General features: G+C 71.3%; 19 protein-coding genes and 1 riboswitch. Of the genes, 8 read left to right on the top strand and 11 right to left on the bottom strand.

The annotated features are described in order from the left end of the window. Nucleotides 1–46 precede the first annotated feature (46 nt). The 5 genes from ACWEIJ_RS05340 to hpxZ all read left to right on the top strand — a co-directional run bounded on the left by ACWEIJ_RS05340 (nt 47) and on the right by hpxZ (nt 4,223). Nucleotides 47–697 carry a GntR family transcriptional regulator gene (locus ACWEIJ_RS05340; protein WP_449835928.1) on the top strand — a complete coding sequence of 217 codons (651 nt, stop codon included), beginning with the start codon at nt 47–49 and terminating at the stop codon, nt 695–697. A 78-nt stretch (nt 698–775) separates the two neighbouring features. After that, the gene (biuH, locus tag ACWEIJ_RS05335) at nt 776–1,471 is read left to right on the top strand and encodes a biuret amidohydrolase (protein ID WP_449835927.1); all 696 of its coding nucleotides are present in this window, start codon (nt 776–778) and stop codon (nt 1,469–1,471) included. A 26-nt stretch (nt 1,472–1,497) separates the two neighbouring features. After that, nucleotides 1,498–2,190: a cysteine hydrolase family protein gene (locus ACWEIJ_RS05330; RefSeq protein WP_449835926.1), complete on the top strand. Its 693-nt coding sequence runs from the start codon at nt 1,498–1,500 to the stop codon at nt 2,188–2,190. 21 nt (nt 2,191–2,211) lie between these two features. Continuing rightward, nucleotides 2,212–3,798, top strand: a complete 1,587-nt coding sequence (locus ACWEIJ_RS05325; protein ID WP_449835925.1) for a regulator — start codon at nt 2,212–2,214, stop codon at nt 3,796–3,798. Beyond that, a complete protein-coding gene (hpxZ, locus tag ACWEIJ_RS05320; RefSeq protein ID WP_449835924.1) occupies nt 3,795–4,223 on the top strand; it encodes an oxalurate catabolism protein HpxZ in 429 nt (142 codons plus the stop codon). The genes ACWEIJ_RS05325 and hpxZ overlap by 4 nt, the downstream gene beginning before the upstream one ends. Before the next feature lie 24 nt (nt 4,224–4,247). Here the strand turns inward: hpxZ and ACWEIJ_RS05315 are convergent, their stop codons facing one another. The 7 genes from ACWEIJ_RS05315 to ACWEIJ_RS05285 form a co-directional block, all read right to left on the bottom strand. Beyond that, nucleotides 4,248–5,303 carry a hypothetical protein gene (locus ACWEIJ_RS05315; protein ID WP_449835923.1) on the bottom strand — a complete coding sequence of 352 codons (1,056 nt, stop codon included), beginning with the start codon at nt 5,301–5,303 and terminating at the stop codon, nt 4,248–4,250. After that, entirely contained in the window at nt 5,300–5,755 is a 456-nt protein-coding gene (locus tag ACWEIJ_RS05310; protein WP_449835922.1) for a hypothetical protein, read from the bottom strand. Before ACWEIJ_RS05310 ends, ACWEIJ_RS05315 begins: the two co-directional genes overlap by 4 nt. Further along, nucleotides 5,755–7,188 (bottom strand): hypothetical protein, encoded by a 1,434-nt coding sequence (locus ACWEIJ_RS05305; RefSeq protein ID WP_449835921.1) that lies wholly within the window; start codon nt 7,186–7,188, stop codon nt 5,755–5,757. The genes ACWEIJ_RS05310 and ACWEIJ_RS05305 overlap by 1 nt, the downstream gene beginning before the upstream one ends. Next, complete coding sequence (locus ACWEIJ_RS05300; protein WP_449835920.1) at nt 7,185–7,640, bottom strand: YbaB/EbfC family nucleoid-associated protein; 456 nt, start codon at nt 7,638–7,640, stop codon at nt 7,185–7,187. The genes ACWEIJ_RS05305 and ACWEIJ_RS05300 overlap by 4 nt, the downstream gene beginning before the upstream one ends. Nucleotides 7,641–7,700: 60 nt before the next feature. Beyond that, the gene (locus ACWEIJ_RS05295; RefSeq protein ID WP_449835919.1) at nt 7,701–8,456 is read right to left on the bottom strand and encodes a CbtA family protein; all 756 of its coding nucleotides are present in this window, start codon (nt 8,454–8,456) and stop codon (nt 7,701–7,703) included. Between the two features lie 21 nt (nt 8,457–8,477). Continuing rightward, a complete protein-coding gene (locus ACWEIJ_RS05290; RefSeq protein WP_355438859.1) occupies nt 8,478–8,666 on the bottom strand; it encodes a CbtB domain-containing protein in 189 nt (62 codons plus the stop codon). Nucleotides 8,667–8,699: 33 nt separating this feature from the next. Continuing rightward, a riboswitch (cobalamin riboswitch) is annotated at nt 8,700–8,876 on the bottom strand. Nucleotides 8,877–8,924: 48 nt separating this feature from the next. Next, nucleotides 8,925–9,587, bottom strand: coding sequence for a (2Fe-2S)-binding protein (locus ACWEIJ_RS05285; RefSeq protein WP_449835918.1), 663 nt, complete (start codon nt 9,585–9,587; stop codon nt 8,925–8,927). A 108-nt stretch (nt 9,588–9,695) separates the two neighbouring features. Between ACWEIJ_RS05285 and ACWEIJ_RS05280 the strand changes: the two genes are divergently transcribed. From ACWEIJ_RS05280 to ACWEIJ_RS05270, 3 genes are read left to right on the top strand one after another with little or no spacing between them, the layout of a single operon-like run. After that, complete coding sequence (locus ACWEIJ_RS05280; RefSeq protein ID WP_189254156.1) at nt 9,696–9,959, top strand: phosphoribosyl-ATP diphosphatase; 264 nt, start codon at nt 9,696–9,698, stop codon at nt 9,957–9,959. Between the two features lie 13 nt (nt 9,960–9,972). Beyond that, complete coding sequence (gene hisG / locus ACWEIJ_RS05275) at nt 9,973–10,833, top strand: ATP phosphoribosyltransferase (RefSeq protein WP_449835917.1); 861 nt, start codon at nt 9,973–9,975, stop codon at nt 10,831–10,833. Beyond that, nucleotides 10,830–11,141, top strand: coding sequence for an antibiotic biosynthesis monooxygenase family protein (locus ACWEIJ_RS05270; protein WP_449835916.1), 312 nt, complete (start codon nt 10,830–10,832; stop codon nt 11,139–11,141). Before hisG ends, ACWEIJ_RS05270 begins: the two co-directional genes overlap by 4 nt. On the opposite strand, the gene ACWEIJ_RS05265 is transcribed toward ACWEIJ_RS05270, so the two are convergent. The 4 genes from ACWEIJ_RS05265 to ACWEIJ_RS05250 all read right to left on the bottom strand — a co-directional run bounded on the left by ACWEIJ_RS05265 (nt 11,102) and on the right by ACWEIJ_RS05250 (nt 20,942). Continuing rightward, nucleotides 11,102–11,719, bottom strand: a complete 618-nt coding sequence (locus tag ACWEIJ_RS05265) for a phosphoribosyltransferase (RefSeq protein WP_449835915.1) — start codon at nt 11,717–11,719, stop codon at nt 11,102–11,104. The two genes, ACWEIJ_RS05270 and ACWEIJ_RS05265, sit on opposite strands and share 40 nt — an antisense overlap. Nucleotides 11,720–11,945: 226 nt before the next feature. Then, complete coding sequence (locus tag ACWEIJ_RS05260) at nt 11,946–12,710, bottom strand: thioesterase family protein (RefSeq protein ID WP_449836347.1); 765 nt, start codon at nt 12,708–12,710, stop codon at nt 11,946–11,948. Beyond that, entirely contained in the window at nt 12,707–13,552 is an 846-nt protein-coding gene (locus tag ACWEIJ_RS05255; protein ID WP_449835914.1) for a RecB family exonuclease, read from the bottom strand. Before ACWEIJ_RS05255 ends, ACWEIJ_RS05260 begins: the two co-directional genes overlap by 4 nt. Before the next feature lie 52 nt (nt 13,553–13,604). Then, complete coding sequence (locus tag ACWEIJ_RS05250; RefSeq protein ID WP_449835913.1) at nt 13,605–20,942, bottom strand: SDR family NAD(P)-dependent oxidoreductase; 7,338 nt, start codon at nt 20,940–20,942, stop codon at nt 13,605–13,607. Nucleotides 20,943–21,016 lie beyond the last annotated feature (74 nt).

Here is a 21,016-nt window from a genome sequence, read left to right as displayed (position 1 = left end):
TTATCATGGGGTGGTCGGATGTCGGATCGGGCGAGGAGGTGGGGGCGTGTCCGATGACGTGGTCGTTGGCATCGCGCCGCCGAGCCTGGTCGAGACCGTGACCGGCCGGCTGCGCGAGGACATCCTCAGCGGCGAACTCGCACCCGGCGACCGGATCGTGGAGGAACAGCTGACCCGGCGGTTCGGCATCAGCCGGGCGCCGTTGCGCGAGGCGCTGCGGCTGCTGGGCCAGCAGGGCCTCGTCGAGCACATGCCGCGCCGGGGCGTGCGCGTGGCCACGGTGTCCGAGGCCGAGGTCGACGAGTTGTTCGAGCTGCGTGACGTGCTGGAACGCCACGCGATCACGGTCGCGTTGCGACGGGTGGACCTCGATCTCGCCGAACTGGACGCCGCGCTGGAGATGCTGGCGGGGGCGGTCGAGACCGGTGACAGCCTCGTCGCCGCGGCCGCGCATCGCCGGTTTCACCTCGCGGTCGTCGGACTGGCCGGGCGCTGGCACCTGCGATCGGCCTACGAGCCGGTGGTGGCGAAGCTCCAGCTGTACATGGCGACCAACCTGCAGCGTGAAGCCCATGAGCGCAGTCCGGTCGAAGGCCTGCACCGGCATCGGCGGCTGCGCGACGCGCTGGCCACCCGCGACCTGGATGTCGCGCTGCGCGAGTTGAGCCACCACGGTGCCCGCCAGTTCCTGAAGTGAGTCGAAGAACCGCGCTGGTAACTGAGACGTAACTCACAACGGTCCCGTTGGAAATCAAACGGTCGACAATCGACAACTATGACCGCGCGGATAGGACCGGTTCAGGCAGATCCCTACCCCTGGCCCTACGACACGGTGGTACCGGTCGACAGGGTCGCCCTGCTGTGCATCGACTGGCAGACCGACTTCTGCGGGCCTGGTGGCTATGTCGAGCGGATGGGCTACGACCTCGAACTCACCCGAGCGGGCCTGCCCGGCACGCAGAAGCTCCTCGCCCACGCCCGTGACGTGGGCATGCTGGTGATCCACACCAGGGAAGGTCACCTGCCGGACCTGACCGACCTGCCGCCCAACAAGCGCTGGCGTTCGGCCCGGATCGGCGCGGAGATCGGCAGTGCGGGACCGGCCGGGCGCATCCTGGTGCGCGGCGAACCGGGCTGGGAGATCGTCGACGAGGTCGCGCCCGCACCCGGCGAGGTCGTGATCGACAAGCCGGGCAAGGGCGCGTTCTACGCCACCAACCTGGATCTGGTGTTGCGCGCCAACGCGATCAGCCACCTGATCCTGACCGGCATCACCACCGACGTGTGCGTGCACACCACGATGCGCGAGGCCAACGACCGCGGCCTGGAGTGCCTGATCCTGTCCGACTGCACGGGCGCGACCGATCCGGGCAACCACGCGGCCGCGCTGAAGATGGTGACCATGCAGGGCGGCGTGTTCGGGGCCGTCTCCACTTCCGACGCCGTGATCGGGGCGACCACCACCGACTGACCGAAGACGAAAGGGCCCGACAGCCGATGACCACTCCCCTCACGGTCGACGCCGACCCCACGTCGTTTCTGTTCGAGCCGGCCACGACCGCGCTCCTGGTGATCGACATGCAACGGGACTTCGTCGAACCGGGCGGGTTCGGCGAAACGCTGGGCAACGACGTGAGCCGGTTGCGCGGTGTCATCGCCCCGCTCCAGCGAACCCTCGCCGCGACGCGGGCCGCCGGCATGACGGTGATCCACACCCGCGAGGGCCATCTGCCGGACCTGTCCGACTGCCCGCCGGCCAAGCTCCAGCGCGGCCGCCCGTCGATGCGCATCGGCGATCTCGGTCCAGGAGGCCGCATCCTCATCCGCGGTGAACACGGCCACGGCATCATCGACGAACTCGCGCCCGCCGACGGCGAACTGGTGATCGACAAGCCGGGCAAGGGCGCGTTCTACAACACCGAACTCGGCACGGTGCTGGCCGAGGCAGGCATCACCTCTCTGGTGGTGACCGGCGTGACGACCGAGGTCTGCGTGCACACCACCGTCCGCGAGGCCAACGACCGCGGCTACGAATGCCTGGTGCTGTCGGACTGCGTCGGTTCGTACTTCCCCGAGTTCCAGGACACCGGTCTGGCCATGATCTCCGCGCAGGGCGGCATCTTCGGCTGGGTCGCTCCGTCGTCCGCCTACATCGCCGCGATTTCCGTTCTCGCCACCCCGGCCCGTTGAGACCCGCGGAAGGAACCGGTCATGTCCATCCTCGCCCGCAACCGCTCCGATTCCGATGTCGAACTGCCGTTGTGGGTCAGCGGTGACCTCAACGCGTTCTTCGGTCTTGGCTTCAACGTCCTGGTGAACGTGCTGGTGCTCACCGGGCTGTGCCTGGGCGTCGCGAAGATCTCCTCGGGCGACGTGTACGGGGTGATCCTGCCCGCCCTGGGCATCCAGCTGCTGATCGGCAACGTCTACTACGCCTGGCTCGGCAGACGCCTGGCCCACAAGGAGAACCGCACCGACGTCACGGCGATGCCGTACGGGCCCAGCGTGCCGCACATGTTCATCGTGACGTTCGTGATCATGCTGCCGGTGTACCTGCGCACGAACGACCCGATCAAGGCATGGCAGGCGGGCCTCGCGTGGTCGTTCATCATCGGCCTGATCGTGCTGGCCGGTGCGTTCGTCGGCCCGTACATCCGGCGGTTCACGCCGCAGGCGGCGATGCTGGGCACGCTCGCCGGCATCTCCATCGCGTTCATCTCGATGCGCCCGGCCGGTCAGATGTGGGCGGCCGCGTGGATCGCGCTGCCGGTGTTCGCGTTGCTGCTCATCGGTTTCTTCGCCGGGGTGAAGCTGCCGTTCGGCATCCCGATCGGGATGGCCGCGCTGGTGGTGGGCACCGCCATCGGCTGGGTCGGCGGCTACATGCACCCCGCGGACGTGTCCACGGCCGCCAGGGACATCGTGACCGGCCTGCCGTCGTTCCAGTTCGACCTGTTGTGGCGCGGCCTGTCCGAGATCGGCCCGCTGCTGGCCACCGCCATCCCGCTGGGCATCTACAACTTCACCGAGGGCATGACCAACGTGGAGAGCGCCGCGGCCGCGGGCGACAACTTCAACCTGCGCAGCGTGCTGCTGGCCGACGGCATCGGCGCGATCGTCGGTTCGGCGCTCGGCTCGCCGTTCCCGCCCGCCGTCTACATCGGACACCCGGGGTGGAAGGAGGTCGGCGGCCGCACGGCGTACTCGATGCTGACCGGCGTCGTGATCGCGCTGCTGTGCTTCGGCGGCCTGTTCGGTCTGCTCAGCGCGCTGCTGCCGGTACCGGCGATCGTGCCGATCCTGCTGTACATCGGCCTGCTGATCGGCGCGCAGGCATTCCGCGTCGTGCCGCGGCCGCACGCGGTGGCGGTGGTCATGGCCATCATCCCCAACGTCGCGTCGTGGGCGACCGGCCAGATGGACAACGTGCTGTCGGCGGCGGGCACCAGCGCGGCCAAGGTCGGTGAACCCGCCCTGGAGAGCGCGGGCGTGGTCTACCAGGGCCTGCACCTGCTCGGCGACGGCGCCATCCTGGCCGGACTGGTGCTCGGCGCGATCACCGCGTTCCTCATCGACAAGCAGTTCTGGTGGGCCGCCGGATACGCGGCCGCCGGCGCGGTGCTGTCGTTCGTCGGGCTGATCCACGCCCCGCAGGTCGGCTGGAACGCGGGTGGCGGTCAGGTCGCGCTGGGCTACTTGTTCTTCGCCGTGGTCTGCGCGTTGTTCGCGTTGTTCCACCGCGATCCGACGTCTCCCACCGACGTGATCGACGCGAAGCCCGCGGCATCCGCCTCATGAACACGGCCAACCGGGTCGTCGGCAACGGGACCACCGGCCCCGTTGTCGACGACCCGGTCGTGCACGCCGAGGTGTCGGCGGCCTTCGCACGCTACGAAGCCGCACTGCTGGCCGGCGACCACGCCGTGCTGGACGAGTCGTTCTGGGCCAGCCCGGCCACCGTCCGGTTCGGCATCGCCGACCACCAGCAGGGCATCGACGAACTGCGCGCGTGGCGCGCCACCCAGGGACCACTCGCCGGCCGGGACGTTCAGAACACCCGGATCACCACCTTCGGCACCGACACCGCCGTGGTGACGACCTTGTTCCGCTACCCCGGCCGGCCGGTCGTGGGCCGGCAGAGCCAGACGTGGGTGCGGATGCCCGCCGGCTGGCGAATCGTCAGCGCGCACGTCTCGGAGATCAGCACCGAGACCGATCAGTAGAGCCGCCCGCGGCACCGGCGATTTTCAGACCCAGCACTCGCGCGGCACGAGCGTCGGCGTCACCGGCGCCCACTCCGGCACCGGCGGCAGGGCCCGTCCCTCGGGCGTGTCCACCGGCTTGGTCGTCGGCAGGTCGAGCCACGTCCGCCGCTCGGCCCCCAGATCGCTCGACAGCGGGAACATCATCCCCACGCCCTGCCGCAACCGGATCTCGGCGGCCAGCTCGGCGGCGCGCGGGGTGGCGATCACCCACTCCCGCAACGGTCCCCACAGCCACAGCGCGGGACCGTCCGGCAGGTCCGTCCTGATCTCCGTCCGGCCGTCCGCGGCACACCGCCGGATCGGCGGCAGGCCGCCGCGCAGCGTGCCCGCCCGCACCACGTGCCACCCCGCCAGCGGCACGTGCAGCGACGACACCGGCGGCGTCTCGGTGACCAGCCCGGCCTCCACCGGCTCGTACCCGAGGAACGTCCGGCGCACCGACACCGAGAACCGCACCCCGCCCGCGAGCGTCTCGGTGATCACCGGCAGCGACTCCGGGTACGGCACCGAGGAGGGCACGACGGGCGCCGACGGCGGCGTGCCGGGCGACGGCTCACCGACCTGGCCGGGAGCGAGCGCCTCCCACCTGGCCTTCTCCGGACGTGCGGGCGCGAACTCCGCGCCACCGGGCTCGAAGCCGTGCGGGCCGGCGACCCGGAGCTTCGGGTTGATCTTCCACACCTCGGGTGCGGCCAGGCCACCGTGCCGGGCGACGCGGCGCCGTCGTCGTTCGACCTCGGCCGCGAGACCGACGGGGTCGCGGGTGGGTACGAGGACGTCGTAGGCCGCGCGGATCCACACCGCGGGGCCTGGTGGCAGCACGATCTTGGTTTGCAGGCCGTCGCGCTGGTCGATCTTGTACTTGAGCTCCTTGCGCAGCTCGCCCGGCTGCACCAGGAGCACGGCGGCCAGCGGCGTGCCGAACACCGGCGAGTCGACCGGGGCGCCCGCCGCCAGGCGGCTGAAGTACACGCGGTCCTGCTCGATCACCACGGCCAGCTCGGGGGACAGCGGCACGATGATCGGGGCGTCGGTCATCGGCGCAGCTCCGGTGGCAGCAAGGGGATCAGGGCGTTGAGGTAGGCGGCGGAGTCCGGGGCGTGCCCCCGGCCCTCCGGACGCAGGCAGATCCAGCTGTCGCGCATTTCGAGCGTTCCGGTGAACTTCGTCGGACGGGCGGTCAGCGCGGGGGTGATGCGACGGACGAAGGCGATGTCGTGGCAGTGCACCAGGAACCTGTCGTCGAACGACGGCACCCCGACCGCCACGGCGCCGTCGTTGCGGTCGTCGAGCTGGTTCGCGCCGCGCGTGGTGACACGGAGCGGCGGGCACGGGCCGATGACCGTGCTGATGCGCTCGAACTCCGTCGTGTAGTAGTTGCCCGAGTCGGACACGCCGTGCCTGAAGGTCGTCTCTTCTTCGTCGCGGACGATGAACGTGCGCCCGCCGAACGTCTCGGTGCGTTCTGCGGGCTTGCGCGACCCGAACATCAGATGTCGAGCTCCTCGTCGGTCTTCGCGGACTCGTCGCCCTTGGTGCCGTACGCGACGGTCTTGTAGATGCCGTCGGCATACCCGGCGACCTTGTTCGCGATCTTGATCGGGTCGGTGTACTTGTCGTCCCCGACCTTGCTCTTGTCCAGGCCGATCGCCTTCTTCGCCTGATCCCGCACGGCCTTGTCGAGCGCTTTGCCGAACGTGGCGGGCTTGTCCTTGGCGACACCCTCGACGAACGCCTTGCCGATCTTCGACTCGCGCAGCACCTCGCGGATCCGCTTCAGCACGTTCATGATCTTCTGGATCAGCGAGCGGACCTTGTTGACCTCGTTGCCCGCCTTCGCGGTGGAGATCCCGGCCTCGACCGGGGTGGCGGCGGCCGCGGCGGCCTCGGACGCCCCGCACGTCGGGATGGCCGCGAGCTGGGCGGCGACCCACGTGACGACCAGCCACTCGATCAGGTCGCTCAGAATGCCCTTCAGGATGTCCTCGGCGACCTGCATGAACATGCTGCTGCCCTGCAGCAGCGAGGCGATGTGCCCGGCGGTGCCGGCCGTGCCCTCGATGCCGTGGTGGAACCCGCCGAGCTTCTGCGCGGCCTTGTCCCCGGCCTCGGACTTCCAGCTCTGCAGGCCCTCGTGCAGCTTCTCGTCGAACGTGCGGGCCAGGTCCTCGGTCTGCTTCGCGATGTCGTTGAACGCGCCCGCGGCCTTGCTCGTGGCCGCCGGGTCGCCGGTGACCAGGTCGACGGCCTGCTTCAGCGGCGCGACCACGTCCAGCAACCAGCCGAGCCCCTTGGAGATCAGCCAGTTCAGGGGATCGGTGATGGCACCGGCGAACTTCATGCCTTCCTGCATGAAGCCGTTCATGTCGGAGATGACGCTGACGACGTCCTTCGCGATGGCCTCGCCATCGCCCTTCTTGAGGTCGTCGCCGAGCTTCGCGCTGTCCTTCATGAGCGAGTAGCTGCTGCCGCCGAAGGGAACCAGCTTCGCCGACGACTTGCCCACGTTGTCGCCGGAGTACTGGTCGGTGTAGCCGCCGAGGACAGCACCGGCGTTCGACGTGGCCTTCCCTCCCGACACCATCGGGGGCGCGGTCGCGCTGTCCAGGTCGGACTGGAGGGTCTTGCCGAACGCGTCGGTGGTCGTCTGCTCGTGGCCCGCGTAGGTCTGCGCGGTGGCGGTGAGGGCGGCGTCGATCTTGCCGAAGCCCTCGGTCATCTTGCCGAAGTGGCCGTGCAGGTCGCCGAGGAGGCCGTCGTACTGCTCGTACAGGCCGAGCAGGTGGCCGAGCGCGCCCCAGCTGATCGCTGGGACGGACGCCGACGTGGCCGTGTCGTTGAGCTTCGTCGACGTGGTGGAGAGGGCGCCGACCGTCTTGGCGCACCGGGCCAGTTCGTCCGGGTGCACCACGAAGCCGGTCACCAGCGATCATCCCTGCGGTAGATGCTGCCGGTGTCCTCGTCGTCGTCCACCGGCGGGCGAGGGGGCGCATCGGCGGGGCGGCCGAAGATCTCCTGCTGGGTCTGCTGCACGCGTTCGGCGATCGGGAGGTCGGTGTGGCTCTGCACGATCTCCGCCTGCTGACGCGCGGCGGCCGCGACGGCCTGCTGCAGCGCCGACATCACGGACTGGGAGAGCTGGGCCGGGGAGAGCTTCCGCGCGTCCTCGCTGAACCGGATGTCCTTGATGGAACCGGACAAACCCGCGATGACCGTGACGGCGCGGTCGGGGGACTGGACGCTGGCCTCAACGCCTCTCAGCTCGCCGCCCATCGCGTCGTAACCGGCGGCACGGGCGTCGGCCGCGCGGTTGGCCTGCTCGAAGAACTCGAGCTTCTGACGCATCTGTTCCAGCAACTCAGCGCTGTCAGGCATGCACCGAACGTACCAACGCCGGCTGGGCGGGGTGGCCGAGTGTGCGACCACCCCACTCCATCAGGCGACAGCGGCCCGGTCGGAGGCCTTCGCCCGGCGCGCGGCCGGGTCGATCAGCAGGCCGAACATCACGCCGATGCCGACGTAGAGCACCGCCAGCTGGGCGAGCGAGCTGAGGCGGAACTGCCACAGCACGTTCACCGGCATGTCCGCGGGGACGGTGTCCGGCGGCGCGGGGAACGCCAGCAGCACCACCGCGACGGCCGCGACCACCGCGAGCAGCACCGCCGTGACGCGGACGGGCTGCGTCCGGTTCCGGAGCCGTTCGGCGAGCCAGCCGGCTCCCCACACGATCACCAGTCCGGCGGCGACGACGCCGAGGTAGAGCGCGGTCCGGTAGTTCACCGTCTCCGGGTCGCCCACGGCGGGCGGGTTGGCCGGGTACTTGAGCCACGGCAGGAGTGCGACGGCACCGAACACCGCGGCACCGAGCGCGAAGCTGCGGCTGAACGGCGTGCGGTCGACGAACCACCGCTTCGACAGCGCGTAGGCCGTGGCGAACACGAGCCCGACCGCGATGCCGACGATGATCACGCCGAGCATGCCACCCACGACCTGGGCGCCGCGGCTGACCAGCTCTTCCTCGCCACCGTGCGAGTGGCCCTCACCGGCGGCGGGCTCCCTGGCCTCCTCGACCGCGAGCGCGGCGCGGATGGGGATCTCGGTCACCAGCAGCTGCACCAGCGCGGAGGCGACGCCGGCGACGAGGCCCGCTCCGACTCCGCGCAGCGCCAGCGACTTGTACGTGGTCGTCATGTGCTTGGGCTGGAGGTCGGCTCAGTGGCACGGGACGCCGAGCGCGTGCCGGCCGTCGTGGAAGAACTCGTGCAGCAGCTGCGAGCTCGCACCGAGCGCGAGGCCGTTCTCCTGCAGGACCAGGTAGGTCACGATCAGGCCGAGCAAAGCAACGGCGAAGGCCCACTTGGGCACGCGGACGGCGGACAGATGTGCTGCGGGGCTCGTCATGACGGGCTCCTCCATACCTCGTGGAAGGTCAACTCTCCTTGCGGCGCCGCAGCCGGTCTCCTGACTCCCGGATCAACGCTGCCCCCGCGTCTTCCCAGCTCCCTCGCGGGTGCCAGTGACGTTCCCGGCGGGGATCGCTTCCCGGTCACAGTGGCGAGGACCGCGCCGGATTCTCACCGGCTTCCCGTCACTGCGGCGCGTGCACCGTAATTTGATCGGGCGCTCAAGCACAACCGGCCATAAGAGTTGTTGCGTTCCTCACTTCACGAGTGGACAGTCGCCGCACTTCCCACCAGCGGCGACGCGGTAGTAAAGGCAGCAGCTCCTGCGCACGAACCCGAGCTCGCCGGGGATGCTCAGGAATTCTCCCGCCTGTTCGAACGGTGGCGCGCTCATCAGCTCGTTGCCGCGGAGTTCCGCTTCCTCGGCTGTGAGCATGCGTGCGCGGACGACCATTTTGAGCGCGCCCGCGATGTTCGACATCGCGTTGCCCCACAACAATCCGCGCGCCACCGGAGCGACGCGTTGGATCGCCTCCACCACGGGTTCGAGGGCCTCGGCGGGTGCGGGGCCGAGCTGCGGAAGGTCGATGCGCACGCTCAGGCCGTTCGCCGGGTGGTGCTGCCACCACAGGTTCTCCGGCCGGATGTCGATCGGGAGGTTCGCGGCGGTGAGCGGGCTCAGCAACCGGGCGGTGTAGCTGAGGAAGAACAGGCTCGCCGCGACGCGCGGTTCGGTCGCGTTGTACCGGGCCGCGATGGCGTCGATGGTGTTCTTGAGCGCGGGGCCTTCCAGAAGCGCGGTCCCCGGCAGCCACGTTTCGTCCGGGCGGCCGACGTCGAGCGCGAAGAACGGGTTGATGCCGCGCACCCGGCGCAGCGCTTCGAGAATCTCCGCGAACCCGGTCGAATCCTGTGGCACGGGAATTCACGCTACCGGGTGTCCATGCAGGACAGATCACGTCCACGGCCTGGGACAGAACTGACCGCGGTGTGGACGCGGGTTCGCGAGGTGGGAGGATGTCGAGTCGTGAAGACCTTCGACTCCCTGTTCGCCGAACTGACCGAACGAGCCGCCACCAAGCCGGAGGGTTCCGGCACCGTCGCAGCGCTCGAGGCCGGCGTCCATGCGCAGGGCAAGAAGGTCCTGGAGGAGGCGGGCGAGGTCTGGATCGCCGCCGAGTACGAGTCCGACGAGAAGCTCGCCGAAGAGATCTCGCAGCTGCTGTACCGCCTCCAGGTGATCATGCTGGGCCGCGGCCTCACCCTCGAAGACGTTTACAAGTACCTCTGACGGAGACTTCCACATGCTGCGCGTAGCAGTCCCGAACAAGGGCGCGCTCGCCGAACGCGCCTCCGCCATGCTGACCGAGGCCGGCTACCGGCAGCGGCACGAGCCGCGCGACCTCACCGTGCTCGACCCGAACAACGACGTCGAGTTCTTCTTCCTGCGCCCCAAGGACATCGCGATCTACGTGGCGTCCGGCGACCTCGACCTCGGCATCACCGGCCGCGACCTCGCCGCCGACTCCGGCGCCGACGACAACGGCTCCTCGGTCGAGGAGCTCCTGGCGCTCGGCTTCGGGTCGTCGACCTTCCGCTACGCCGGTCCCAAGGGCACCGCCTGGCAGATCTCCGACCTGGAGGGCAAGCGCCTCGCCACCGCGTACCCGCGGCTGGTCGGCCGGGACCTCAAGGCTCGCGGCATCAGCGCCCAGGTGATCCGCCTCGACGGCGCGGTGGAGATCTCGATCCAGCTGGGCGTGGCCGACCTGATCGCCGACGTCGTGGGCTCCGGCCGCACGCTGCGCCAGCACGACCTGGTGCCGTTCGGCGAGCCGATCTGCGAGTCCGAGGCGGTGCTGGTGCACCGCGCCGGCACCGAGGTGACGCCTGCCAAGAAGCAGCTGACGGCCCGCCTGCAGGGCGTCGTGTTCGCGCAGCAGTACCTGATGCTCGACTACGACTGCCCGCGCTCGATCCTGGACAAGGCCGTCGGCCTGACGCCGGGCCTCGAGTCGCCGACCGTCGCCCCGCTCGCCGACGAGAACTGGGTGGCCGTGCGCGCGATGGTGTCGCGCAAGGAGGCCAACCAGGTCATGGACGAGCTGGCCGCGATCGGTGCCAAGGCCGTGCTGGCCTCGGACATCAGGTTCTGCCGCCTGTGATCCTGGAACACGCCGTCCTGGACGTGGTGGCGGGCCAGGAGACCGACTTCGAGTGGGCGTTCGGCGAGGCGCGGGAGCTGATCTCCGCCTCGCCGGGCTTCCTCGGCCTCGAACTGCTCCGCTCGTTCGAGACTCCCGGTCGTTACCTGCTGCTGGTGCGCTGGGAGTCGGTGGAGGCGCACACCGTGGGCTTCCGGCAGGGCCCGTCCTACGAGCGCTGGTCGGCGCTGCTGCACCGCTTCTACTCGCCGTTCCCCGTGGTGGAGCACTATTCGAGCGCGCTGAGCACCTCGTCGTCCGTGGTCTGATCGAACCGGTCGTACCAGCGGCTGACCGCGCCGAAGTGACGTGGCACGAGGATCGCGACCACCGGGGTGCCGAAGGCGTGGAGGGAGTCCTTCGCGGCCACCGGCACCGCGAGGGTGACGCTTCTGGGTTGCTGCCTGGCGACCCACTGCAGCGCGGCCTTGGCCGTGACACCGGTGGCCAGGCCGTCGTCGATGACGATCACGTCGCGGTCGTGGATGCGCAGCGGCGGCTTGTTCCTGCGGTAGAGGTTCGTGCGCCGGGCGGCCTCCTCGCGTTCCTGGTCGCACGTTCTCGCGAGCTGTTCCTCGGTGAGGTTGAGCGCTCTCAGGACGCTCGGGTCGTAGATCGGCTCGGTGTCGGCGGTGACCGCGCCCACGCCGTACTCGGGATGCCCTGGGGCGCCGATCTTGCGCGCCACGACGACGTCCAGTTCGGCGTCGAGTTCTGTCGCCACCTCTTTGGCCACCGGGACGCCGCCTCGGGGGAGGCCGAGGATCAGCGGTTCGTGCCACGGGTGGTCCGCGAGTCGCGCGGCGAGGGCGCGGCCCGCTTCCTGCCGGTTCGCGAACCTCTTCACAGTCCGGTTGACGGTACGCCGTTCCCGCGACGGCGGTGAACATCGAGACGGAGCCCGCGCCGGTGCGGTCGTGCCGGCCGAAGCGCGTCCGGAACTTGATCCAGGTGCCCAGGACTGGCGGAAGACGAACAGAACGCCGCTCGCGGCGTTCGGGCAGGGCGACGCGGGGGTGCCGCGATCATCGAGGTTGCCGGTGAGGGCGCGTCTCCGGTGCGTCGGCGGGGTATCAGCGCTCGCGCACGAACAACGCCTGCGCCGTCGTGCCCACCGGCCCCTCGACGTCGTGCACCGTGCTGGTGGCGAGCCCGGCGCCGTCCGGCCCGATGGTCGTCCGCGCGTCCAGGCCCACCCACTCGCCGACGGGCTGCCGGTGCAGGTGCACGGTCAGGTCGGTGTTGATCGCGTACCACTTCCGGATGTCCACCCGCGACGAGACACCGCTCGCCGAGTCGACCACCGAGAACAGCCGCTCCAGCGGTGAGGGCTCGAAGCCCTCGACGACGGCGACGCGCGGGCGGGCCCACACCTGGGCGTCACCGGGCGTGAAGATGCCGCCGGACACCGACAGCCACTCGACGGCGGCCAGGTAGCCGCCGGACCAGAAGTCCGGGATCTCCATCGGCGCGGCCGAAGCGGGCGGCGGGAGCGTGGTGCCGGAACCGCCTGCCACGGCGGTGGTGTCGGAGCCGACGATGTGCCACGCGCGTGCGGTGAGCGCCGCGCGGCCTTCGCAGGACAGGGTGGCCGAGAGCAGTTCTACCGAGCGGCCAGGGCGTTCGACCGCGGTGGACACCGCCAGGTCGGCGACCGGGACCGGGCCGAGCACCTCGAACGTCACGCGCGAGAGCGTGGGGCGCAGAGCGAGCAGTGCGCGCACCAGCAGGGCGGACGGCGGGCCGAGGTGCTGGCTGTCCGGGCCCCACGGGCCGACCGTGTGCGGCGTCGAGCGGAACGTGTCGGCGCCCAGGGGCAGGTAGAAGGCGGTCATCAGTCGCGGTCCTGGAGCGGCTCGGTGTCGTCGGGCTCCGGCCAGCCCGGGTAGGGAGGCGGGGTGCCGTCGAACGCCGGGCAGAAGGCCTTGTGGTCGCAGTAGTCGCACAGGCGGCTGGGGGACGGGCGGAAGTCGCCGGTCGGGGCCGCGCGCATGATCGCCTGCCAGATGGCTTCGAGGGTGCGTTCGAACCGGGACAGCTCGGACTCGTCCGGGGTGTAGGCCAGCGCCTGGCGGTCGGCCAGGTACATCAGGCGCAGCTGGCGCGGCACCACGCCGCGCAGGCGCCACAGGACCAGGGCGTAGAACTTCATCTGGAACAACGCCTTGGCCTCGCCGACCTCGCGCGGGGCGGCGCCGGTCTTGTAGTCCACGACCCGGATCTCGCCCGTCGGGGCCACGTCCACGCGGTCGATGTAGCCGCGCAGCAGCACGCCGGACGGGAGCTCGGACTCGACCAGCAGCTCGCGCGACTCCGGTTCGAGGCGGCGCGGGTCCTCCAGGCCGAAGTAGCCGTCCAGCAGGGCGGAGGCCGACTCCAGCCACTGCGCCTCCTCGTCGCCGCCCGCGTCGGAGAACAACGACGCGAACTCCGGACGTTCCGCCTTCACGCGCTCCCAGGCCGGAGTGATCATCGAACGCGCGCGGGACGGCACCCGCTCGGCGGCGGGCAGGGCGAAGAGGTCTTCGAGCACCGCGTGCACCACCGTGCCGCGCACCTGCGCCTTCGTCGGCTTCTCCGGCAGGCGGTCGACCGCGCGGAACCGGTAGAGCAGCGGGCACTGCTTGAAGTCCCCGGCTCGTGACGGGGACAGGGCCGGCCTGCGCAACGTGGTGCTCATGATTCGAACCTTAGGACAGGGGTCTGACAATTCCGCGCACACCCGACGGGCGTCAGGGGAGTGCGGCGAGCCACGTGCGGATCGCGGCGGCGGTGGTCGGCGCGTCGGTGGTGAGCACGGTGTCGTGGTCACCGGGCACGTCGACGGCCTGGTGCGGCAGCGGCCAGCGCACGGACCAGTCGCGGTCCGGGTCGATCCGCCGCATCCGCGGGGTCGGGCCCGCGCGCAGGAGCAGGGTCGGCACCGGCGACGGCTGTGGCGGCAGGCCCTCGAACATGCGCTGGTAGCCACCGCCCGCGATGATCCGGGCGTCCATGGTGGCGCCGTCGTACCACTCGGCGGGTTGATCCTGTTCGTCCGCCAGCAGCGAAAGCGCCCGATCGTCGTCGCGGGCACCTCCGCTCGCGTCGGTCTCGATGAGCACCACTCCGGCCGGGGCACGGCCCTGCGCGGCGAGGTGCGCGCCCAGCGCGTGGGCGACCACGCCGCCCAGGCAGTGCCCGACCAGCACCACCGGGCGGCCCGCCGCGGCGGTGCCGACCGCGTCCGCCTGGGTGCGCAGCAGGGTGTCCAGGTCCTCCGGGAGGGCCCGCGAGTCGCCGAAGCCCGGGTAGCGCAGCATCAGCAGGTCGTGCTCGCCGTCGAACTGCCCGGCGAGCGCGGTGGGCACCGGGTCTCCCGCGGCCAGGTAGCTCGGCAGGTAGCACAGCACCGGCCCGCCGCCCCGAGCCAGGAGCGCCGGTGTGATCGGGTGACCGGCGCGGAAGGTCGGCAGCGCGTACGACCCGAGGACCCGCAGCTTCATGGCCTCCACCGGTCCCTTGTCGCGCAGCAGTTTGTGGTATAGCGCGGCGAAGCCCAGCGGTGCCGGTTCGGCGGCGGTCCCCTCGGTGAGCTGCTCGTGGACGTGGGCGGTGAGCTGCGACAACGACGGGTGGTCGAACACGACCGACGGGCCGAGCCGCAGGCCGGTGAAGGCACGGATGCGGTTGCCCAGCTGCAGTGCGCTGAGCGAGTCGAAGCCGAGTTCGAGAAAGCTCTTGTCGGGCAACGAGCTCGCGTCGGGGAACCCGAGCGTCAGCGCCAGCTCGCCGCGGATCAGCTCGGCGAGCGCCGCCTCCCGTTCGGCGGCGGGAACGGCCGCGAGCGCGTCCGTCCAGGTGGCCGGGTGGGCTTGCGGCGCCTCGGCGGTCTCGGTGCCGTCGAGCAGGATCGGCACCAGGACCGGCTCACGGGTGCGGCGCGCGCGGTCGAACGCCGCCATGCCCACGTCGGCCGAGAGCGGGAGCGCACCGCCGGAGGTCCCCGCGGCCATCCCGTGCTCCCACGGGCCCCACGCGAGCGACTGCGCGGGAAGTCCCCGAGCCGTGCGGTGCCGGGCCAGCGCGTCGAGGAAGCCGTTGGCGGCCGCGTAGTTCGACTGCCCCGGCCTGCCCAGCGCACCCGCGGCGGAGGAGAACAGCACGAACGCCGACAGGTCGAGGTGCTCGGTGGCTTCGTGCAGGTACCAGGCGGCGTCGGCTTTGGGCGCGAGCACGGTGTCCACGCGTTGTGGCGTCATCGCCGACAGCACGCCGTCGTCGATGACGCCCGCCAGGTGGTAGACGCCCGTCAGCGCCGGGCCGCAGTCCGCCACCAGGCGATGCACCTCGGCCCGGTCGCCGACGTCGCACGCGACCGCGGTGATCTCCGCGGGCAGGTCGCTCGCCCAGCCGGGCAGCTCACCGCTCCTGCTCGCCAGAACGATGTGCTTGGCACCGTGCGCGGTCACGAGGTGCCGGGTGAGCACGGCGCCGAGAGCACCGGTACCGCCGGTGATCAGAAGGGTGCCCGTGGCGTCGACAGGGGCGTCGTCAGGAGCCGGTGCGGCGCTCAGCTCGGGAGCGAGGAGACGTCCGCCGCGCACGGCGGCGCGCGGTAGACCGGAGACGACCACGGATGCGGCCGGGTCGTCCAGGTCGACCAGCGCGACGCTGCCGGGATGTTCGGCCTGCACGCTGCTCACCAGCGCCCACACCGCCGCGGCGGCGGGATCCGGGTCGTCGCCAGTGGCGTTGTGGGTCACCACGACCAGCAGCTCGCCGGGGTGCGCCGTGAACCACTTCTGCAGATGCGACAGCGTCGAGCCGATCAACGTGCGAGCGCGCTCCGGCGGCGTGCCCGCGCAGGTTCCGGTGTCGAAGACCTGGTGGTCCGGCACCGCCGCGCCCGCGTCGACCGGTACCCACTCGATGCGGTGAAGTGCCTGTGCCGCAGCGGCTTCTGCGGTCCAACGCCCCGTGAGCCGACGCATCACCAGCGACTCGACCACGGCGACCGGGCGGCCGTCGGAGTCGCTCAGGGCGATCCGGACCGAGTCCTCGCCGGTGCGCGTGATCCGGACCCGTGCCGCGGTCGCCTCCGGTTGGTGCAGCGTGAATCCGGTGAACGCGTAGGGCACCCGCACGGTGTCCTGGTCGGCCGGGTCCGCGAACAGCGAGGCGTGCAACGCGGCGTCGAGCAGGCAGGGGCGCAGCGCCGGTGACCGTGCCGCGCGGGGCAGTTCGACCTCGGCGAACAGCTCGTCGCCGCGCCGCCACAACGCCGCCACGCCGCGAAACGCCGGACCGTAGCGGTAGCCGCGCACGGCGAGCCTGCCGTAGCTGACCGGAACCCGTTGCGCGCCAACAGGTGGCCACGCCGTCTGCGCGACAGAGGCGTCAGGTGCGGCAGCCGAGAGCACCGCGGTGGCGTGCCGGGTCCACGCACCGGCCGAGGCGGGGCGCGACCAGATGGTGATCTCGCGTCCGTCCGTCACGACCACCTGGACCTGGGCCTCGGTCGTGAGCACCAGCGGAGCGTGCACGGTCAGCTCGTCGAGCCGGACCGGTCCCGGCGGCGCGGTCTGGAAGGCCAGCTCCGCGAACACGGTCGCGGGCACCACCACGTCGTCGCCGATCCGGTGGTCCGCGAGCCACGGCTGGGAGGACACCGACAACACGCTGGTGTGGCGGATTTCCGGCCGGTCGGCCGCCGGTTGCGGCTCTCCGAGCAGAGCCGTTTTCCGCGCGGGCTCCAGCCAGAAGCGCTGGCGCTGGAACGGGTAGGTCGGCAGATCACGCCGACGAGCACCGCTGCGGGCGTAGACCGCCGCCCAGTCGACCTCCACGCCGTGCACGTGCAGTTCGGCCAACGCGTCCAGCAGCCGTTCCGCGACGGGGACGACCGCGGCGTCCGGCACGACGTCCTGCGCGAGAGCGGTCAGCGTGGCGGCCGGACCGACCTCGGCGAACACGACCTCACCCGCGGCCTCCACGGCGTCGCTGAAGAGCACCGTCTCGCGCGCCTGGCGCACCCAGTGGTCAGCTGTCGCGATCGCGTCCGTCTCGTGCCTGCCCGTCAACGTCGACACGATCGGAACGGCCGGGCGGTGGTAGGTGACCGACTCCGCGACCTCGCGGAACTGCGCGAGGCACGGGTCGACCATCGCCGAGTGGAAGGCGTAGCCGCCGCGCAGCCGGGTGCACCCGGCCCCGATGCGCTCGACCTCGGCCATGACCGCCTTCTCCGCACCCGACAGCACGACCGACGCGCGGCCGTTGATCGCGGCGATCGACACCTCGGCCGTGGCCGTGACCTCGTGGGCGGGCACGCGGACGGCGACCATCACACCCGGCGGCATCGACGCCATCGCGAGCCCCCGTGCCGCGACCAGCCGGACGGCGTCGGCGCGGGAGAACACCCCGGCGACGTGCGCGGCGGCCAGTTCGCCGATCGAGTGGCCCACCACGAGACCGGGGCGCACGCCGAACGAGTCGAGCAGCGCGCACATCGCCACCTCGTAGGCGAAGAGCGCGGCCTGCGCGTGGTCCGTGCGGTCGAGCAGCTCACCGGACTCGATCACCGACAGCAGCGGCGCGCCGAACTCCGCGCACAACCCGAGGAACACCTCCCCGAACACCGGGAACGCCTGCGAGAGCTCAAGACCCATGCGGGCCCGTTGCGCGCCCTGGCCGGTGAACAGCAACGCCGGCCGCACGCCTCGCCGAGTGCTCGCCCTGACCACGGCGGGGTTCTCGACGCCGTCGGCGAGGTCGCGCAGGCACGCCAGCATCGCCGGCCGGTCCGAGCCGAGCACGGCGGCACGATGGCTGAGCGTCGCCCTGGTCGTGGCGAGCGAGAACGCACTATCCACAGTGGACTCATCGGTCAAGGCCGCGTGGAGGACGTCGGCATGGGCTCGCAGACCCGCTTCACCGTCACCGGAAACCAGCCACGGCGCCGATGTGAGCGTCGGCTCGGCGTCGGGTACCTGGTGCGGCGGCGGCTCCTCGACGATCACGTGGGCGTTGGTTCCGCTGATGCCGAACGAGGAAACGCCCGCGCGCCGGGGGCGTTCGCCGCGCGGCCACGGGGTGTGCCGGTCGACGAGCCGGATGCCGGCCGCCGGCCAGTCCACCCGGGACGTCGGCTGTTCCGCGTGCAGCGACCGGGGGACGACGTCGTCGCGCATCGCCCACATCACCTTGATCAGCCCGGCGATGCCCGCCGCCGCCTGCGTGTGCCCGATGTTCGACTTCACCGACCCGAGCAGCAGCGGACGGCCGTTCCTCTGCCCGTAGGCCGCCTGCAGGGCGCCGACTTCGATCGGATCGCCAAGTCTCGTCGCGGTGCCATGACCTTCGACCAGGTCCACATCGGACGGCGAAAGTCCCGCGTCGGCGAGAGCGCGCCGGATCACCTCCTGCTGGGCGGAGGGGTTCGGCGCGGTCAGCCCGTTCGACGCCCCGTCGGAGTTGACCGCCGAGCCGCGCAGGACCGCGAGCACCGGGTGGCCGTTACGCCGGGCGTCGGCCAGGCGTTCGACCAGGACCAGGCCCACGCCTTCGGACCACCCGGTGCCGTTCGCGCCCTCGGCGTAGGACCGGCAGCGGCCGTCCGGTGACAACGCGTGCTGCTGGCTGAAGGCGACGAACGACAGCGGCGACGTCATCACCGTCACGCCGCCGGCCAGCGCCAGCGAGCACTCGCCCGCGCGCAGCGCCTGGGCGGCGAGGTGCAGCGCGACCAGCGACGACGAGCACGCCGTGTCGATCGTGATGGACGGCCCGGTCAGCCCGAGGGTGTAGGAGACGCGGCCGGACGTGACGCTGCTCGCGGACCCGAGCACGAGCTGGGCGCTCAGATCGGCGTGGTCGGCCTTGTGCTCGTCCGCGTAGTCGGAGTGCATGTGGCCCACGAAGACGCCGGTGTCGCTGCCCCGCAACGACGACGGCGCGATGCCCGCCCGTTCGACGGTCTCCCACGCGACCTCCAGCAGCAGGCGTTGCTGCGGGTCCATCGTGGCCGCCTCGCGGGGCGAGATGCCGAAGAAGCCGGGGTCGAAGTCCGCCGCGTCGTACAGGAACCCGCCGCGCTTCACGTAGGTCGTGCCCGCCCGGCTCGCATCGTGGTCGTACAACGCGTCGACGTCCCATCCGCGATCACCCGGGAACTCGCCGGTCGCGTCCACGCCGTCGAGCACCAGCCGCCAGAGGTCCTCCGGAGATCGGACCCCGCCGGGAAACCTGCAGCCCACCGCGACGATCGCCACGTCCTCTGCGGCGCCGCCGGTGTGCGCGGGTTGCGCCGCGCGCGTTTCGCCTCGAAGCAGGGTGTCCAGGTGTGCCGCGACCGCCGCGGGGGTGGGGTGGTCCCAGACCAGGGTGGCCGGCAGCGGGAGGCCGGTCCGGTCGCGCAGGCGTTGCCACAGGGTGGTGGCCTGCAGGGAGGTCAGGCCGGAGCCGCTGAACGCCTGGTGCGGGTCGGGTTCCGCGCCGCGGATCGCCTGGACCTCGTCGAGCACCAGCCGGGTCAGCGCGTCGAGCGCCGGGCCGGTCGGACGGCCGGGGTTTTCGGTGGGCGGGGCCGGTTCCGCGCGCGGCGGGTCTAACGTCGGGCCGGTCGGATCGCTTGCGTTCGGGGTGGGCTGAGCCAGTTCCGCGCGCAGCACGTTGCGTCGTGGCTTGCCGGACGGGGTGCGCGGGACCGCAGCGACGAACCGGATCTCCTCGGGCACCTTGTAGGCCGACAACGAGGCGGCACAGGCCGCGAGCAGCACGGCGGCGTCCACCGCGTCACCGGACGGCACGACGAACGCCACCGGGGTCTCGCCCAGCAACGGGTGCTCGCGCGCGACGACCACCGCGTCCACCACGCCCGGCTGCCGGGTCAGCACGGACTCGACCTCGACCGGGTCGATGTTGTGCCCACCCCGGATGATCAGGTCGTCCACCCGGCCCGTGACGACCACATGTCCGTGCTCGTCCACCCGGCCGAGATCTCCCGTGCGGTACCAGCCGGACACCAACGCGCGGTCCGTCGCCTCGGGCCTGCCGTGATAGCCCGCCATCAGCCCCGGACCGCTCACCCAGATCTCGCCCGGCTCGACCACCCGGACGCTCATCCCGGTGACCGGCGGCCCGCTCGTCCCGCGCCTGCGGGCGCCTGCGCGTTCGACGGCGATCATGCCGCAGGTCTCGGTGCTGCCGTAGCAGTCGAGCAGCGCGACCCCGAGCGCGGTCTCCACGTCGGAGCGCAGCTTCTCGTCGCACGGCGCGCCCGCGGTGACACACGTCCGCAGCGACGGAAGGCGGGTGAACCCGGCCGCCAGCAGCTGCCGGTAGGTGGTCGGCACGCCCGCGACGAACGTCGGCGCGTACTCCTGCGCCAGCCGCGTCACCGAGGCCGGGTCCTTGTGCACGCAGAGGCGGGCACCGGCGCCCGCGACGAGCACTCCCAGCACGCACAACGAATGCGCGAAGCTGTGCGACATCGGCAGCGGCCACAGCAGCCGGTCTTCTGCGGTCAGCCCGAGCAGCGGCCCGTAGACCTCGACCGGCGACCACAGTGCCGCGCGCTGCGAGGAGACCACGGCCTTGGGTGAACCGGTGGTGCCGGACGTGTAGATCATCCACGCGGGTTCGTCCGGTCCGAGGTCGTCACGCGGCTGCCCGTGCCCGCTCGCCAGCCGTTCGAACTCCTCGCCGGTGACGAGCAGCCGCGGTGCACCGCCCACCCGCGCCACCTGCGGCAGGTGCCGGGCGTCGGTGATCAGCAGGGCGGGCTCGCTGTCGGCCAGCAGATGGCCCAGTTCCGCGTCCGTGCACTGTGGACTGAACAGGACGCCGACCGCCGCGGCCCGAGCGACCGCGAGCACGCTCTCCACGAGCTCCACGCTGTCGTCGAGCAGGAACGCCACCCGCGCGCCGCGGTCGACCCCGAGGCCCGCCGCCAGCGCCGCCGTCCGATCGGTGAGAGCGCTCCACGTGACCGTGCGGACGTCGTCGGAGAACGCCGCCTTCGTGCCGTGCAGCTTGGCGTTGCGGGAAAGCAGATGCGCGACGTCGAGACCGGTGCCATCGGGGATCACCAACCCATCCCTACCCCGATTCGGACCGGGTCGCCACCGATCGGCCCGTTAGATTGGTGATCAGGATCGCCCGG

The organism is Lentzea sp. NPDC004789 (assembly GCF_053601075.1).
This window is presented reverse-complemented; position numbering and strand designations above follow the sequence as displayed.

Excerpts from the sequence above, each read along its gene's own strand:
- biuH (WP_449835927.1), top strand. The coding sequence starts at position 776 with ATGACCGCGCGGATAGGACCGGTTCAGGCAGATCCCTACCCCTGGCCC.
- ACWEIJ_RS05330 (WP_449835926.1), top strand. The coding sequence starts at position 1,498 with ATGACCACTCCCCTCACGGTCGACGCCGACCCCACGTCGTTTCTGTTC.
- ACWEIJ_RS05325 (WP_449835925.1), top strand. The coding sequence starts at position 2,212 with ATGTCCATCCTCGCCCGCAACCGCTCCGATTCCGATGTCGAACTGCCG.
- hpxZ (WP_449835924.1), top strand. The coding sequence starts at position 3,795 with ATGAACACGGCCAACCGGGTCGTCGGCAACGGGACCACCGGCCCCGTT.
- ACWEIJ_RS05315 (WP_449835923.1), bottom strand. The coding sequence starts at position 5,303 with ATGACCGACGCCCCGATCATCGTGCCGCTGTCCCCCGAGCTGGCCGTG.
- ACWEIJ_RS05310 (WP_449835922.1), bottom strand. The coding sequence starts at position 5,755 with ATGTTCGGGTCGCGCAAGCCCGCAGAACGCACCGAGACGTTCGGCGGG.
- ACWEIJ_RS05300 (WP_449835920.1), bottom strand. The coding sequence starts at position 7,640 with ATGCCTGACAGCGCTGAGTTGCTGGAACAGATGCGTCAGAAGCTCGAG.
- ACWEIJ_RS05295 (WP_449835919.1), bottom strand. The coding sequence starts at position 8,456 with ATGACGACCACGTACAAGTCGCTGGCGCTGCGCGGAGTCGGAGCGGGC.
- ACWEIJ_RS05290 (WP_355438859.1), bottom strand. The coding sequence starts at position 8,666 with ATGACGAGCCCCGCAGCACATCTGTCCGCCGTCCGCGTGCCCAAGTGG.
- hisG (WP_449835917.1), top strand. The coding sequence starts at position 9,973 with ATGCTGCGCGTAGCAGTCCCGAACAAGGGCGCGCTCGCCGAACGCGCC.
- ACWEIJ_RS05255 (WP_449835914.1), bottom strand. The coding sequence starts at position 13,552 with ATGAGCACCACGTTGCGCAGGCCGGCCCTGTCCCCGTCACGAGCCGGG.